11 protein-coding genes are annotated in these 15,312 nt (G+C 72.5%); 2 read left to right on the top strand and 9 right to left on the bottom strand.

Going from position 1 to position 15,312, the window contains the following annotated elements; all coding sequences use genetic code 11:
- Positions 1–32: 32 nt before the first annotated feature.
- The 7 genes from acnA to BS73_RS12740 all read right to left on the bottom strand — a co-directional run bounded on the left by acnA (position 33) and on the right by BS73_RS12740 (position 11,771).
- Positions 33–2,744, bottom strand: a complete 2,712-nt coding sequence (gene acnA, locus BS73_RS12710; protein ID WP_037571883.1) for an aconitate hydratase AcnA — start codon at positions 2,742–2,744, stop codon at positions 33–35.
- A 141-nt stretch (positions 2,745–2,885) separates the two neighbouring features.
- Positions 2,886–5,315: a GMC oxidoreductase gene (locus BS73_RS12715; RefSeq protein WP_037571886.1), complete on the bottom strand. Its 2,430-nt coding sequence runs from the start codon at positions 5,313–5,315 to the stop codon at positions 2,886–2,888.
- Positions 5,316–5,379: 64 nt separating this feature from the next.
- Positions 5,380–6,420, bottom strand: coding sequence for a patatin-like phospholipase family protein (locus tag BS73_RS12720; RefSeq protein ID WP_084704641.1), 1,041 nt, complete (start codon positions 6,418–6,420; stop codon positions 5,380–5,382).
- A complete protein-coding gene (locus BS73_RS34625; protein WP_051939866.1) occupies positions 6,417–7,895 on the bottom strand; it encodes an FAD-binding oxidoreductase in 1,479 nt (492 codons plus the stop codon). Before BS73_RS34625 ends, BS73_RS12720 begins: the two co-directional genes overlap by 4 nt.
- Before the next feature lie 17 nt (positions 7,896–7,912).
- The gene (locus BS73_RS12730; RefSeq protein WP_200886689.1) at positions 7,913–9,094 is read right to left on the bottom strand and encodes an alpha/beta fold hydrolase; all 1,182 of its coding nucleotides are present in this window, start codon (positions 9,092–9,094) and stop codon (positions 7,913–7,915) included.
- 215 nt (positions 9,095–9,309) lie between these two features.
- Complete coding sequence (argF, locus tag BS73_RS12735) at positions 9,310–10,323, bottom strand: ornithine carbamoyltransferase (protein WP_037571892.1); 1,014 nt, start codon at positions 10,321–10,323, stop codon at positions 9,310–9,312.
- A gap of 197 nt (positions 10,324–10,520) precedes the next feature.
- The gene (locus tag BS73_RS12740) at positions 10,521–11,771 is read right to left on the bottom strand and encodes an arginine deiminase (protein ID WP_037571894.1); all 1,251 of its coding nucleotides are present in this window, start codon (positions 11,769–11,771) and stop codon (positions 10,521–10,523) included.
- A gap of 209 nt (positions 11,772–11,980) precedes the next feature.
- Here BS73_RS12740 and dapD point away from each other — a divergent pair, with 209 nt between their 5' ends.
- Entirely contained in the window at positions 11,981–12,982 is a 1,002-nt protein-coding gene (dapD, locus tag BS73_RS12745) for a 2,3,4,5-tetrahydropyridine-2,6-dicarboxylate N-succinyltransferase (protein ID WP_051939867.1), read from the top strand.
- 85 nt (positions 12,983–13,067) lie between these two features.
- On the opposite strand, the gene BS73_RS12750 is transcribed toward dapD, so the two are convergent.
- Complete coding sequence (locus BS73_RS12750) at positions 13,068–13,997, bottom strand: LLM class F420-dependent oxidoreductase (protein WP_037571896.1); 930 nt, start codon at positions 13,995–13,997, stop codon at positions 13,068–13,070.
- Between the two features lie 224 nt (positions 13,998–14,221).
- Here BS73_RS12750 and BS73_RS38720 point away from each other — a divergent pair, with 224 nt between their 5' ends.
- A complete protein-coding gene (locus BS73_RS38720; protein ID WP_037571899.1) occupies positions 14,222–14,404 on the top strand; it encodes a hypothetical protein in 183 nt (60 codons plus the stop codon).
- Here BS73_RS38720 and BS73_RS34630 read toward each other — a convergent pair.
- Complete coding sequence (locus tag BS73_RS34630) at positions 14,401–15,237, bottom strand: DUF6099 family protein (RefSeq protein WP_051939868.1); 837 nt, start codon at positions 15,235–15,237, stop codon at positions 14,401–14,403. The genes BS73_RS38720 and BS73_RS34630 overlap by 4 nt on opposite strands.
- Positions 15,238–15,312 lie beyond the last annotated feature (75 nt).

Here is a 15,312-nt window from a genome sequence, read left to right on the forward strand (position 1 = left end):
CCGGCCTTCCTTCGCGGTGATACGCCTGCCGGTTACTTCTTGATCAGCGAGCGCAGCACGTACTGCAGGATGCCCCCGTTGCGGTAGTAGTCCGCCTCACCGGGGGTGTCGATGCGGACGACCGCGTCGAACTCGACGCCCGAGTCGGTGGTGACCTTGACCGTGCGCGGGGTGGTGCCCTCGTTCAACTCGGTCACCCCGGTGATGGTGAAGGCCTCCTCGCCGGTCAGGCCCAGCGACTCGGCCGTCGCGCCCTCCGGGAACTGCAGCGGGAGGACGCCCATGCCGATCAGGTTGGAGCGGTGGATCCGCTCGTAGGACTCGGCGATGACGGCGCGGACGCCGAGGAGCGCGGTGCCCTTGGCCGCCCAGTCGCGGGAGGAGCCGGAGCCGTACTCCTTGCCGGCCAGGACGACCAGCGGGATGCCGGCGGCCTGGTAGTTCTGCGAGGCGTCGTAGATGAACGACACCGGCCCGCCGTCCTGGGTGAAGTCGCGGGTGTAGCCGCCCTCGGTGCCCGGCGCGATCTGGTTGCGCAGGCGGATGTTGGCGAAGGTGCCGCGGATCATCACCTCGTGGTTGCCGCGGCGCGAGCCGTAGGAGTTGAAGTCGCGCCGCTCGACGCCGTGCTCGGTGAGGTACTTGCCGGCCGGGGTGTCGGCCTTGATCGCACCGGCCGGGGAGATGTGGTCGGTGGTGACCGAGTCGCCCAGCTTGGCCAGCACCCGGGCGCCGGCGATGTCCTCGACCGGGGCCGGGGTCTCGCCCATCCCCTCGAAGTACGGGGGCTTCCGGACGTAGGTGGACTCGGCGTCCCACTCGAAGGTGTCGCCGGTCGGGATCGGCAGCGACTGCCACTGGGCGTCGCCGGCGAAGACGTCGGCGTAGTCCTTGGTGAACATCTCCTGGCCGATGGCGGTGCCGACGACGTCGGCGACCTCGGACTCCGAGGGCCAGATGTCCTTCAGGTAGACCGGGTTGCCCTCGTTGTCGGTGCCCAGCGCGTCCTTGGTGATGTCCACCTTCATGGAGCCCGCGATGGCGTACGCGACGACCAGCGGCGGGGAGGCCAGGTAGTTCATCTTGACGTCGGGGTTGATCCGGCCCTCGAAGTTGCGGTTGCCGGAGAGCACCGAGGTGACCGCCAGATCGGCCTCGTTGACCGCCTTGGAGACCTCGTCCGGCAGCGGTCCTGAGTTGCCGATGCAGGTGGTGCAGCCGTAGCCGACCAGGTTGAAGCCCAGCTTGTCCAGGTACGGGGTGAGGCCGGCCCGGTCGTAGTAGTCCATGACGACCTTGGACCCGGGGGCCAGGGTGGTCTTGACCCACGGCTTGCGGGTGAGGCCCTTCTCCACCGCCTTCTTGGCCAGCAGCGCGGCGCCGACCATGACGTACGGGTTGGAGGTGTTGGTGCAGGAGGTGATCGCGGCGACGGTGACGGCGCCGTGGTCGATCTCGTAGGTCGAGCCGTCGGGGGCGGTGACGGTGGTCGGCTTGGAGATGCCGTTGGTGGCCGCGGGGGCGTCGGAGGCCGGGAAGGACTCCTCGCCGGCCTCGTCGGCGGTGGAGATGTAGTTGCGGACGTCGCTCTTGAACTGCTCGGCGGCGCTCGCCAGGATGATCCGGTCCTGCGGGCGCTTCGGCCCGGCGATGGACGGGACGACCGTGGAGAGGTCCAGCTCCAGCTTCTCGGAGAAGTCCGGCTCGGCGGCCGGGTCCAGCCACAGGCCCTGGGTCTTGGCGTACTGCTCGACCAGGGCGAGCTGCTGCTCGCTGCGGCCGGTCAGCTTCAGGTAGCTGATGGTCTCGCCGTCGATCGGGAAGATCGCGGCGGTGGAGCCGAACTCCGGCGACATGTTGCCGATGGTGGCGCGGTTCGCCAGCGGCACGGCGGAGACGCCCTCGCCGTAGAACTCGACGAACTTGCCGACCACGCCGTGCTTGCGGAGCATCTCGGTGATGGTCAGCACCAGGTCGGTGGCGGTGGTGCCGGTGGGCAGCTCGCCGGTCAGCTTGAAGCCGACGACCCGCGGGATGAGCATCGAGACCGGCTGCCCGAGCATCGCGGCCTCGGCCTCGATGCCACCGACGCCCCAGCCGAGCACACCGAGGCCGTTGACCATGGTGGTGTGCGAGTCGGTGCCGACCAGGGTGTCCGGGTAGGCCTGGCCGTTACGGACCATGACCGTGCGGGCCAGGTGCTCGATGTTGACCTGGTGGACGATGCCGGTGCCGGGCGGGACGACCTTGAACTCGTCGAAGGCGGTCTGGCCCCAGCGCAGGAACTGGTAGCGCTCGCGGTTGCGGCCGTACTCCAGCTCGACGTTCTGGCCGAAGGCCTCCGGGGTGCCGAAGCGGTCGGCGATCACGGAGTGGTCGATGACCAGCTCGGCCGGGGCCAGCGGGTTGATCTTGGACGGGTCGCCGCCGAGCTCCTTGACCGCCTCGCGCATGGTCGCCAGGTCGACGACGCAGGGCACACCGGTGAAGTCCTGCATGATCACGCGGGCCGGCGTGAACTGGATCTCCTGGCTCGGCTGGGCCTGCGAGTCCCAGCCGCCCAGCGCGCGGATGTGGTCGGCGGTGATGTTGGCGCCGTCCTCGGTGCGCAGCAGGTTCTCCAGCAGAACCTTGAGGCTGTAGGGAAGACGTGCGGAGCCCTCGACCTTGTCCAGCCGGAAGATCTCGTACGTCTCGTCGCCCACCTGCAGCGAGCTGCGGGCGTCGAAGCTGTTCGCAGACACGGATGTCTCCTTCATGTGGTGCGCGTACCCACGCCGGCGGCGCGCTCGGCGGATATCTCGATGTCGAGATAAACCTTAGCGCAAGCTCGCTGCGCACGGCACGCCAGGCCACCCCCGGAGAGGCGCGAGGAGACAGGGCGGTCACAGGCGCAGGTGACGCCCGTACACCTCGTACAGGTTCCCCAGGAAGAATCGCGCGAAGTCGGCACCCGCGCGAGCCGACTGCTCGGCGTCGGCGGCGTGCACCCGGATGCTGGCCAGCTCGCGGACGAAGTCCGGCTTCAGGATGTGCAGGACGCCGGCGCCGCGGATCGGCGCGTCGCCCTCCGGGGCGCCCTCCGGGAGGTGGCCGCCGAGGAGGCGGAAGTAGAGCGTCGAGGTGTCCGGCCAGATGTCGGTGGCCGGGCGGTGGTGGACCTCCTTGCGGCCGGCGAGGGTGAGCGGCTGCCCGTCCCGGTCGGCGAAGTGGAGGAGATAGGAGAGGTGCCGGCTGGTGGGGTCCTCGCCCTGGGTGAAGAGGTTGAAGCGGCCGAAGGAGATCGGGAGCCGGCCGCCCAGGTCCTCCGCCTCCACCCAGCCCTCGGCCCGGGCCCGGTGCTCCGGCTCGGCCAGGAAGCGGTCCACGTCGTCGGCGGTGATGGTGACGTGGAAGGCGAACCGGCGGTGCTGGGCCCGGCCCAGGCGCTCGCCGGTGGGCGGGTCGGCCTCGTCGAAGGCGAAGAAGCCCTTCATGTCCTCGGTGAAGGAGAGCTCGGCCGGGCCGGCGGCGGGGGCCGTGCGCTGCGGCTCCGCTGGTTCTGCGGGCGCCTCCCGGGACGGCGGGGCGGTGGCGGCGGACGGCCGGCCCCTGGTCTCCAGCAGGCGGTCGGCCAGCCGGTCCGCCCAGGCGGCGATGGTGAGCGAGGGGTTGGCGCCGACCGGGCCCGGCATCGCCGAGCCGTCCGCGATCCACAGCCCGGGGTGGTTCCACACCTCGCCGTGGGGGTCGCAGACGCCCTCCTCCGGGGTACGGCCCATGGGGGCGCCGCCCAGCGGGTGGACGCTGATCACCCGGCGGAAGAACCAGATCGGGTTGTCCAGGAAGCCGGTGCCGAGGGTCTCGGCGAAGCGGCGCATGGTGCGGCGGACCGCGGCGAAGTACTCCTGGCTGGTGTCGGTGCGCCAGGCCGCCTGGAGCCGCTGCTCCCTGTCGACCAGGAAGGTGCCGTCCGGCACGTCCCGGCCCATGCCGAGCATCGGCAGGGCGCCGCCGGAGAGCGAACCGTCGCCGATCAGCCGGGAGATCTCCCGGCCCACCAGGCTGCCGGACGGGCCGGTCACCCGCTCCGCCGCCCAGCGGGTGAGGAACTCACCGAAGCGGAAGAGCCGGCCGGTGACGTCGGTGTCCTCCAGCATCCAGTCGACGAAGCCCGGGTAGCCGCCGTCCTCGACGTAGTAGCCGCGGCCCAGGCCGGCCTTGGAGCCGTCGCCGTCCAGCCGGTCGGGGACCCGGACGGCCATGGTGATCACCGGTCCGCGGCTGGCGTCCAGCTCCAGCCGGCGGCCGCGGTCCGAGGGCAGCAGGAAGGTGAGGAGGTCGCCGTTGCCGGAGAACCGGGTGCCCAGCGGGTCGCCGATGCCCGGCAGCCGGTCCCGGTTGCGCAGCAGCAGCCAGCTGGTGCCGTAGGTGCCGGCGCCCAGCACCAGGTGGTCACAGTGGATCCGGCGGGTGGGCAGGTCCAGGGTGCGGGCCTGGCGGTCCGGGTCGTGCTGGACGTAGTCCACCAGGTAGCCGCGGCGCTCCCCCGCCTCGTCCGGGCGGATCCAGACCGCCTCGCTGAGCACCCGGACCTCCGCCCCGGCGTGGACGGCGGCCGACAGATAGGTGTGGTCCAGGCTGTTCTTGGCGCCCTCGTTGCAGCCCAGATCGCATTCGCCGAGCAGCCGGCAGGTGCGCCGGGCGCTGCCGTAGCGGACGCCGTGGATGCTGCCGTACTCCGGCAGCGGGATGGGCAGGCCGAGGCCGGGCTGCTCGCCGGGGCGGGGCGAGAAGGAGACCGCCAGCGGGGGCAGGTGCCAGTCCAGGCCCAGCTTGTCGGCGGCGGCGATCAGCTCGGCGGTCTTCCGGGTGTCCGCGTACGCGGGGTCGCCGAAGGGGTACGGGGTGCCGCCGAGCATCCGCTCCACCCGGTCGTAGTGGGGGTCCAGATCGGCGCGGGTGACCGGCCAGGTCTCGTAGCCGCCGCCGGGCATCGGGTCGTCCTGGACGAACCACTTCTCGTCCTTGCGCAGCAGCACGTTGGCGTAGATCAGCGAGCCGCCGCCGAGTCCGGAGGAGGTGAGCGAGTCGAAGCCGGCGAACCGCCACATCTGGAACATCCCGTGCAGCCCCGCGGACGGGTCCCACAGCGCCTGGGAGACCTCGTGCGGGGAGCGCGGGAAGGAGCCGGGCGGGTAGGGGCGGCCGCGCTCCAGGACGACGGTGCGCAGTCCGGCCTCGGCCAGCCGGAGGGCGGTCACCGAGCCGCCGAAGCCGGAGCCGACGACGAGCGCGTCGACGTGCTCGGTCCGGGCCGGGTCGGGCGTGGACATGGGGTGGCTCCTCTGCGTCGGGGCGTCGGGTCGTCAGGGGTCAGGGCGTCAAGGGGTCAAGGGGTCATGGGGTGGCCAGGCGCTGGGCGGTGGGCCACTCGTTCAGCAGCTCCATGGCCTGGGCGCGGCCGTACTCGATCAGGCGGGCGGCCTGGTCCGGGGCGAAGTCCAGGAAGCCGGTCAGGCTGAAGGGCAGGTCGGCCGGTTCCAGCAGGCGCAGGTCGACGACCGTCTTGGGGGTGGCGTCCGGTGCCGCGGCGGCGAGCTGGTTGACCGTCAGGGCGTGCCGGTAGTCGGCGATCAGCGCGTAGTGGGCGACGTTCTGCACGGTCAGCGCGAGGGCCTCGGCGAGCCCGGCCGGGGCCGGTGCGGGACGCGGGCAGCCGGCGCCCGCCACCACCAGGGCGGCCTCCGGGCGGTAGGCCAGCGCGGGGGCGAGGGGGGTGTTGGCGATCAGCCCGGCGTCGGTGTACGCCCGGCCGGCCATCCCGCCGGACGGGATGCCGGGCGGGAAGAGCAGCGGGACGGCGGCCGAGGCCAGCAGCAGGTCCACGTCCGGCTCGGCGACCTCGCGGAAGGCGGGCTGCTCGGGACCGGTGTCGGCACGCTCCTTGGAGGGGAGCCGGCTGACGAACCGGACCACCTCGCCGGCCTCCTCGTCCACCGCGGTGACGATCAGCGTGCGGTCCGGCGGCACGCTGAACCCGGCCTGGCCGCCGAGCAGTTCGACCAGGGTCTCGCGGGCGGGGGCGACCGAGAGCACCCAGTCCCAGCCGACCGCCCCGAGGAGGTACTCGACCGGGTTGGCCGGCCGGCGCAGCAGCGCCCGCGGGTCGACCAGCCGCCAGAGGTCGTAGCGCGGCCGGAACATCCGCGACCAGCCGACGGACTGCCACAGGTCGCGGAGCCGCTGCGGGCTCACCCCGGAGGCCAGCGCGCCCGCGTTCAGGGCGCCGGCCGAGACCCCCGAGTAGATCCGGGGTCGCAGCCCGAACCGGTCCAGGGCGAGGGCCACCCCGGCCCCGAAGTACGCCGCGGGGGCCCCGCCGCCGGACAGCACCAGCGCCAACCCGCCCTCCTGTGCGCCGTTCTGACCGTTCGTCATGTCTGCTCCGCCTTCTCCCTGCGGGCGGCCTCGGCCGCGTACCTGGTGTTGGCGTCCAGCCGGGCCCTGCGCTCCGGGTCGGTGGTGGTGAGGGTGTGGAGGTAGCGGTAGCCGCCGCAACGCAGGGTCAGCTCGTCGAAGGAGTCGACCAGGCCGGCCAGGATCGGCGCGGTCATCCGGTCCGGGGGGCAGCCGAAGAAGCAGATCACCTCGGCGTACCGGCGGCTGGCCGCCGGAGGGGTGCCGCCGGGCGGCGGAGCGGTGTCGGCGTCGCCGGCCAGGTAGCGGGAGTCGATGCCCTTGGCGAACATCGCGATGTCCCCGACCGCCCCGCTGCGCGCCCGCTCGGCCGCCAGCAGGCCCCGGGCCTGCTCGAAGAACTCCTCGAAGCGGTCGGCGGGGACGAAGGAGACCAGCCAGCGCGGGGGGTCGCCGACGCCGTAGTCCATCACGAGGTCGGTGAACCGCTCGACGTCCTTGACGGTGGCCCACAGCGGGCTGGTGAAGACCCCGGCGGTGCCGAGCAGCCGCAGCGTCTCGTCGATCGGCGAGGGCCAGCGGCCGGCCAGGAAGCCGATGCCCTTGAGGTAGCCGTAACCCGCCTTCTCCACCGCCGACTTGACCCCGTTCCGGCTGCTGGCATGGTACGCGCAGATCTCCCCGAGCTGGGCCGCGAACGGGCCGTAGCGCACGTCCAGCCAGATCACCCGCTCGTACCGCATCGCCGGGTCGGGGGCGCGGAGGAGGGCGCCGACCCGGGGCAGGAACTCGTCCAGCGAGGTGGTGAGGTGGCGGTGGAGGCGGAGGAGGGTGCGGTACTTGTCGATCGGGATGGTGCGCAGGGTGAGCTCGGTGAGCAGCCCGTGCCGGCCGGTGCCGAGCAGCAGGCGCAGCAGCTCCCGGCGCTCCTCGGGCGGGCCGTCCAGCGCACAGCGCCGCAACTCGCCCTCCGGGGTGGCGTACTGGGCGGCCACCACGTTGTCGGCGAAGAGGCCGAAGCGGTGCGAGGCCGGGCCGACGCCGCCGACGGAGGCGAAGCCGCCCGCGGTGATGTCGGTGTGGTCGCCGATCACCGGGAGGCCCACCGGACCGCCGGGGTGCTCGGACAGGATCCGGTCGATGTCGGCGAGCACCGCCCCGGACTGGACGGTGGCGGTGCCGGCGACCGGGTCCACGTCCAGTACCCGGTTCATCTCGGTGGTGAGCAGCAGTCCGCCGCGCTGCGGCTGCTGGACGGCGGTGACCAGCTCGTTGCTGGAGTGGGCCTGGCCGCGCAGCACCGGGGGCTCGCCGAGCAGCGCGCACTCCCGCAGCGCGCGGGCGGCCTCCTCGGCGTCGCGCGGCAGGTAGACCTTGAAGGGCGGGCGCGGCGGCCGGTCCGGCTCCGCGACCACGGACCAGTCCTGGCCCAGCTCCTCCAGCCACTGGTGGTGGAGGCCCTTGTGACTGGTCGGGACGTACGGCGGTACGGGCATGCGGATCCCCTCCCCGGTCAGCCGCTGTGCCGCTTGAGGAAGTCGAGGACGGTCGGAAAGACGTCCCGGTGGACGTTGCGGCCCATGAAGACGTCCTGATGGCCGTAGCCGGGGATGACGGCGAGCTCGTGGAGGCCCGGCGAGGCGTGTTCCAGGCGCTCGAAGCAGACCTGATTGCCGCCGTCGAAGACGTGGTTGTGCTCCCCCGTCATCAGCAGCAGTGGGGTCTCCAGGTCGGCGGCCGCCCGCAGGTAGTCGTCCGGGAGTTCGGCGTACTGGGGGGTGCGGTGGTACTTGACCGCCCGGCCGGCGGTGACCATCCGGAAGACGTGCCGGTAGTAGCGGAAGCTGGTGGCGCCGTAGAGGTCGCCACCGCGGCGGTGGGTGACGTCCAGCAGGTTGCGGTGCTCGTAGAGGGCCGGCCAGCCGCTCCCCCACATCAGGCTGAGGAGGTGGCAGGCGGGGACGTCGCACTCGGGGTGGACGATGTCGACCAGCTTGGAGATCAGCCAGCCGCGGGTGAACCGCGGGTTCTCCGCCCAGGTCGGGTCGAGGTAGGGCAGGGCGATGCCGTACTCGGCGAGCGCCGGGAAGGTCGCCAGCTTCACCGCCGACCAGGCGGGGACGCGCGGGGTGAGGGCGGCGCTGTTGGCGACACAGCTGGTGATGCCGGTGACAGTGCGGGCCGCCAGCGCCATGGTGAAGGAGACCGCTCCCAGGCAGTGGGTGACGGCGTGCACCCGGGGTTCCTCGCCGACCTCGGCGCGGAGCACCCGCAGCGCCGCCGGGAAGTCGTAGAGGGCCAGGTCGTCCATGGTCCAGCCGTGCTCGATCCGGTCGTACGGGAAGCGGTTGGACATCCGGGTGTCGAGGGTCCAGACGTCCGGGTAGCCGTTGTCGAGGAGGTGGGTCACCAGGTTGACGTGCTCCGGCATGATGAACATGTCGCTGGAGGTGGTCAGCCCGTGGACGATGAGGACCACGTCCGGCGGGGGGCCCGAGCCGGTCCGCGGGCCGGGGTTCCGGCGGCGGAAGCGCAGCATGGACAGGCCGAGGCCGTCCGCCGTGTCGAATGGGTGGACGCTGACCTCGGCGTCCGGGACGCCGGCGGTGGTCCACAGCGGGATCTCGCGCCCGCCCGGGATCGGCGCCGAGCGCGGTGCGGGGTGCGGGGCAGGGCTCGGCCCAGGGGTCGGCATGGCAGGGCTTCCTCTCGCGAGGCTCACGGGATCGGGCGCCCGGCCGCGGAGGCGGCCCGGCACGCGGTGTTGCCTGACTGCCTGACGTACTGTCGTCGCGGCCGGGCCCAGATCGCCATCCCTGCGCGGGAGGAGTTGCAAAACGCCCAATCGGAACCGCGGCGCTCCCTTTCGCCCGGGCTCCGCCGGGCCGCCGATCGCCCGGAGCGGCCCGGTCAGTCGCCGAGGGTGGCGACCAGCACCGCCTTGATGGTGTGCATCCGGTTCTCCGCCTCGTCGAAGACCAGCGAGTACTCGGACTCGAAGACCTCGTCGGTGACCTCCAGCTCGGTCAGCCCGGTCGTGGCGTGGAGATCGCGGGCGACCTGGGTGCCGAGGTCGTGGAAGGCGGGGAGGCAGTGGAGGAAGCGGACGCCCGGGTTCCCGGTGGCCCGGATGACGTCCATGTTGATCTGGTACGGCGTCAGCAGCTCGATCCGCTCGGCCCAGACCTCCTTGGGCTCGCCCATGGAGACCCAGACGTCGGTGTAGACGTAGTCGGCGCCGGCCACCCCCTGCTCGACGTCCGCGGTCAGGGTGATCCGGGCGCCCGAGCGGGCGGCCAGGCGCTCGGCCTCGGCCCGCACCTCGGCGGTGGGCCACAGCGACTCGGGGGCGACGATCCGGATGTCCATCCCCATCAGGGCGCCGGTGACCAGCAGCGAGTTGCCCATGTTGTTGCGGGCGTCGCCGAGGTAGGCGAGCGCGGTCCGGGCCAGCGGCTTCCCGTTGGTGGCCGCGTTGTGCTCCTCGATGGTGAGGAGGTCGGCGAGCATCTGGGTGGGGTGCCACTCGTCGGTGAGGCCGTTCCAGACCGGGACGCCGGCGTAGGCGGCCAGCTCCTCGACGACCGCCTGGCCGTGGCCGCGGTACTGGATTCCGTCGAACATCCGGCCGAGCACCCGGGCCGAGTCCTTGATCGACTCCTTGGCGCCCAGGTGGGAGCCGCTGGGGTCGAGGTAGGTGGTGTGGGCGCCCTGGTCGGCGGCGGCGACCTCGAAGGAGCAGCGGGTCCGGGTGGAGCCCTTCTCGAAGACCAGCGCGATGTTCCTCCCGCGCAGCCTGGGCTGCTCGGTCCCGGCGTACTTGGCCGCCTTGAGCTGGGCGGCCAGGTCGAGGAGGAAGCGGAACTCCTGGGCGGTGAAGTCCAGCTCCTTGAGGAAGTGCCGGTGCCGGAGGTTGAACGCCATCGCGCGCTCCGATCGTCGAGGGGACTAAGCCGGTAGTCTATACAGAGCACGACATGTTTATGCAAACAACTGGTCGACCAGGCTACGGGAGCCTACGGCAGACGGTTGTCGGCCCACGGCCGTCGGTCTACGGACTTCGATCCACGGCGGTCCGTCCACGGCCGTCGGTCTACGGCTGTCCGTCCACGGCCGTCGGTCTACGCCGGGCCGACCGGCTCGCGCTCGACCGGGCAGCTCATACAGCGCGGGCCGCCCCGGCCCCGGCCGAGCTCGCTGCCCCGGATCGGGATCACCTCGACGCCGTTCCGGCGCAGATGCGCGTTGGTGGTCGCGTTCCGCTCGTAGGCGACCACCACGCCGGGGCTGACCGCCAGCACGTTGCAGCCGTCGTCCCACTGCTCGCGCTCCGCCGAGTGGACGTCCTGGAAGGGCGTCAGCACCCGGATCCGGTCCAGGCCGAGGGCCGCCGCGATGGCCGTGTGCATCTCCTTCGGGGCGTGGTCGGTGACCCGCACCGTGCCGGGGTCCCAGCCCGGCTCGAAGGTGTAGGAGGGCAGCATCCCCAACCCCTCGTACTGGGTGAAGGTCTCCCCGTCGACCATCGTCATCACCGTGTCCAGGTGCATGAACGCGCGGCCCTTCGGCATGTCCAGGGCCACGATCCGGCGGGCCGAGCCGGCCCGGAACATCTCCTGGGCCAGCATCTCCACGGCCTGCGGGGTGGTCCGCTCGCTCATCCCGATCAGCACCGCGCCGTTGCCGATCACCAGCACGTCGCCGCCCTCGATCGTGGACGGGTAGTCCGCCTCCCCCTTCGACCAGACCCGGAAGCCGCCCGGCTTGCCGTACCCCTCGGCGAAGAGCGGGTGGTACTGGTACACCGCCTCGAAGTGGACGGTCTCCCGTCGCCTGGCCCGCATCCGCATGGCGTTGATCGACACCCCGTCGTAGATCCAGCAGGAGGTGTCCCGGGTGAAGAGGTGGTTGGGCAGCGGCGCCAGCAGGAAGTCGTCCGGGCCGGTCACATGCAGCCGGACCGAGGCCGGCTCGGCCGGCACCCGCTCCAGGAACTCGCGCTTGGTCAGGCCGCCGACCAGGAAGTCGGCCATCTCGCCGGCCTCCAGCCCCTCGAACCAGGAGCGCAGCGGGCCCGCGGCCATCGGGCCGAACTCCTTCTCGTCGAAGACCCGGTCCAGGACCAGGCGGCGGGCCTCCGGGACGCCGAGGGTCTCCCGCAGCAGATCGCCGAAGAGGTGGACGCCCACGCCGAGGTCGCGGAGGAGGGCCGCGAAGGCGTCGTGCTCCTCCTGGGCTCTGCGCACCCAGAGCACCTCGTCGAAGAGGAGCTCACGGCGATTGCTCGGCGTCAGCCGCTTCAATTCGAGCCCCGGACGGTGCAGCACCACCTGCCGCAACCGGCCGACCTCGGAGTCAACCCGATAGACCATGCCTTCTCGCTACCCGCGGAAACGGGGCCACGCAACACGGGGGCGGCAGGAGAGGCGGCGGAGCCGCGAGGTCACGGAGCCGCGAGGCCACCGAGCCGCGAGGCCACCGAGCCGCGAGGCCACGGAGGCGCGAGGTCACGGAGGCGCCAGGCCGCGAGGCCGATGGTCCGGTTCGGCGGCGGGCCGGGTGATTGGTTAGGTTTCGGGGTGTGACGAATGAAGCTGTTTCCTCATCTGACGCGCTGAGCGGCGCGGTCGCCGCCGGTCTGGCCACCCTCGCCGCGGACGGCACCGTCCTCGACACCTGGTTCCCGGCGCCGGAGCTGACCGCCTCCCCCAGCGAGCCCGCCGGTACGGAGCGGCTGACCGCCGAGCAGGCCGTCGCCGCCCTCGGCGAGGGGGCCGCCGAGGCGATCGGCCCGGACCCGCGCCGCGGCGTCGAGGTCGTCGCCGTGCGCACCACCATCTCCTCGCTGAGCGAGGAGCCGGCCGACGCCTACGACGTGTACCTCCGCCTCCACCTGCTCAGCCACCGGCTGGTCCGGCCGAACGTGCAGAGCCTGGAGGGGATCTTCGCCCACCTGGCCAACGTCGCCTGGACCAGCGTCGGCCCGGTGCCGGTGGACCGGATCGAGTCGACGCGGCTCGCGGTCCGGGCCCAGGGCGGCTCGCTGACCGTCTACGGCGTGGACAAGTTCCCGCGGATGCTGGACTACGTCGTCCCGGCGGGCGTCCGGATCGCCGACGCGGACCGCGTCCGGCTCGGCGCCCACCTGGCCGCCGGGACCACCGTGATGCACGAGGGCTTCGTCAACTTCAACGCCGGCACGCTGGGCACCTCCATGGTCGAGGGCCGGATCAGCCAGGGCGTGGTGGTCGGCGACAGCAGCGACATCGGCGGCGGAGCCTCGATCATGGGCACCCTCTCCGGCGGCGGCAAGGAGGTCGTCTCGATCGGCGAGCGCTGCCTGCTGGGCGCGAACGCCGGCATCGGCATCTCGCTGGGCGACGACTGCGTGGTCGAGGCCGGCCTCTACGTCACCGCGGGCACCCGGGTCACCACCCCGGACGGCCAGGTCGCCAAGGCGGCCGAGCTCTCCGGCCAGTCCAACCTGCTGTTCCGCCGCAACTCGCAGACCGGCGCGGTGGAGGTACTGGCCCGCAAGGGCTCCTGGGGCGGCCTCAACGAGGTACTCCACGCCCACAACTGACGCGGCGACACCCGCCCGCCCCGGCGGGCGGGGGCGGAGGACCGCGCGGTTCCCCGCCCCTGCCCGCTGTGCGTACCGCAGTGCCCTACAGGGACGCGACCTGGGGGCGGACGCGCTCGGCGATCAGCGCGAGGTGGTCCAGGTCCGAGAGGTCGAGGATCTGGAGGTAGACCCGCTCGGAGCCGGCCGCCGCGTACTCGGCCAGCTTCGCGGCGGCCTCGTCCGGCGTGCCGGCGACCCCGTTCTGCTTCAGCTCGTCGACCTCGCGGCCGATCGCCGCCGCCCGGCGGGCCACCTCCGCGTCGTCCTTGCCCACGCAGGCGATCAGCGCGTTGGAGTAGACGAGCTCGTCCCCCGACCGCCCGGTCGCCTCCGTGGCCGCCCGCACCCGGCCGAACTGCTCGCGGGTGGCGTCCACCGACTGGAACGGCATGTTGAACTCCGTCGCGTACTTCGCCGCCAGCGCAGGGGTCCGCTGGGCGCCGTTGCCGCCGATCAGCACCGGGATCCGGTCCTGCACCGGCTTCGGCAGCCCCGGAGAGTCCTTGAGGGTGTAGTAGGTGCCCTCGAAATCGAAGGTCTCGCCGAGCTTGCTCTGCCACAGCCCGGTGATGATCGCCAGTTGCTCCTCCAGCCGCCCGAACTTGGCCTTGGGGAACGGAATCCCATACGCCGTGTGCTCGTCCCCGTACCAGCCGGCGCCGATGCCCAGCTCCACCCGGCCGCCGGACATCTGGTCCACCTGGGCGACCTGGATCGCCAGGACGCCCGGGTAGCGGAAGGTCGCCGAGGTCATCAGCGTGCCGAGGCGGATCCGGGAGGTCTCCCGGGCCAGGCCGGCCAGCGTGGTCCAGGCGTCGGTCGGGCCCGGGAGCCCGGAGACGTCGCCCATCTTCAGGTAGTGGTCGGAGCGGAAGAACGCCCCGTAGTCCAGGTCCTCGGCGGCCTTGGCCACCGCCAGCAGCGTGTCGTAGCTCGCCCCCTGCTGGGGCTCGGTGAAGATGCGCAGATCCATGCGCACCATCCTGACATCCCGCCAGCGGCGGGACCGCGCGGCGCCGGGTGCGCGCGGACACTCTTAACATCCCCTGCCCCTCCCGCTCAAGCGACTGACCGCTGGTGAATGAATCCGTGCGCCCGCGCAACCTCCCTGGGAGTGACGGATGGTGACCTTGCGTCAGAAGCGGTCGTTGGCCGGGCGGACCCGTCCCCACTCAGTGACTTCAGGAGGTGCGCTCCATGTCCGAGGCACCCGTTCCTTCCGATACCGCCGCCGGCTCAGCCGGGGCCGAGGCCGAGGAGCAGTCGAAGAGCCTGCTCCAGCAGATGGAGGAGCTGCTGGCGGCGGTGAGCGCGGACCTCTCCCAGCTGGATGCGAACCTCCAGGGCGACACCACCGCCCGTGGGGCGGACGAGGCCTAGGGTTGCGGTTCGGGCGCGGGCTCGTATTCGTATTCGGACTCGGGCGCGGCCTCGTATTCGGGCTCGCGTTCGGAGTCAGGCTCGTGTTCGGAGTCGGGTTCGGGCAGTGACAGGGCGGTCTCCGGCCGGCGGTCCGGCGGCACGGTCTCGCCCAGCGCCCGCAGCAGGTCGGTGACCAGCGACTTGCACTCGGCCGCCGCGTCGACCGCGTCGATGCAGCGCCAGTAGAGGTCCTCGTCGGAGGCGTCGCAGGCGAGAGCGATCAGCGCCTCCGCGGTCTCATGGACGAGCCGGCGCATCTCGTGGACGGCGGCCGGCGGATCGGCCACCCCGGTGAGCCGGCAGGCCGCCTCCCCCGGCCCCGCCAGGACCGGCCCGTGGGAAGCCCCGACGACCGGCCGGCCAGACTCTCGGACCGGCTCGTGGTCCGGCTCGTGGTCCGGCTCGTGGACGGGTCCCCCGACGGCTCGGGCGACCTGCGCCGCCGCTTCGGCGAGCGAGCGCGCGGCCTCCGCGGCGGCTCCCGCCGACCAGGCGCCGTCCGCGGGCGGCGGCTCCCCGGCCTCCGTGGCCGGGGACACCGTCGCCGCCAGGGGCGAGGCCGCGAACGTGGCAGAAGCCGCTGAAGCCGCCGAGGTCCCCGCCCCCACCCCCGCCCTCGGCGGCTCCCCACCGAGGAACTCCAGGCCGTCCAGCGCCCCGGCGATCCCCGCCCCCACCGCCTCGACCAGCTCGCAGCACCGCCGCACCTCCGCCAGCACGGCCGCCGGGCCGTCCTCGTGCGCGGCGGCCAGACTCCGCCGGCTGCCCCTGATCAGTCGCGTCGCGTCCATCGCCCGTCTCCTCCCCTACGCGCCGCCCTTCCCGGCCGGCGTTCAGGTACCAGACTGACCGCCCCAGGGCAGCCG

The organism is Phaeacidiphilus oryzae TH49, assembly GCF_000744815.1.
GTDB classification, from domain to species: Bacteria; Actinomycetota; Actinomycetes; order Streptomycetales; family Streptomycetaceae; genus Phaeacidiphilus; species Phaeacidiphilus oryzae.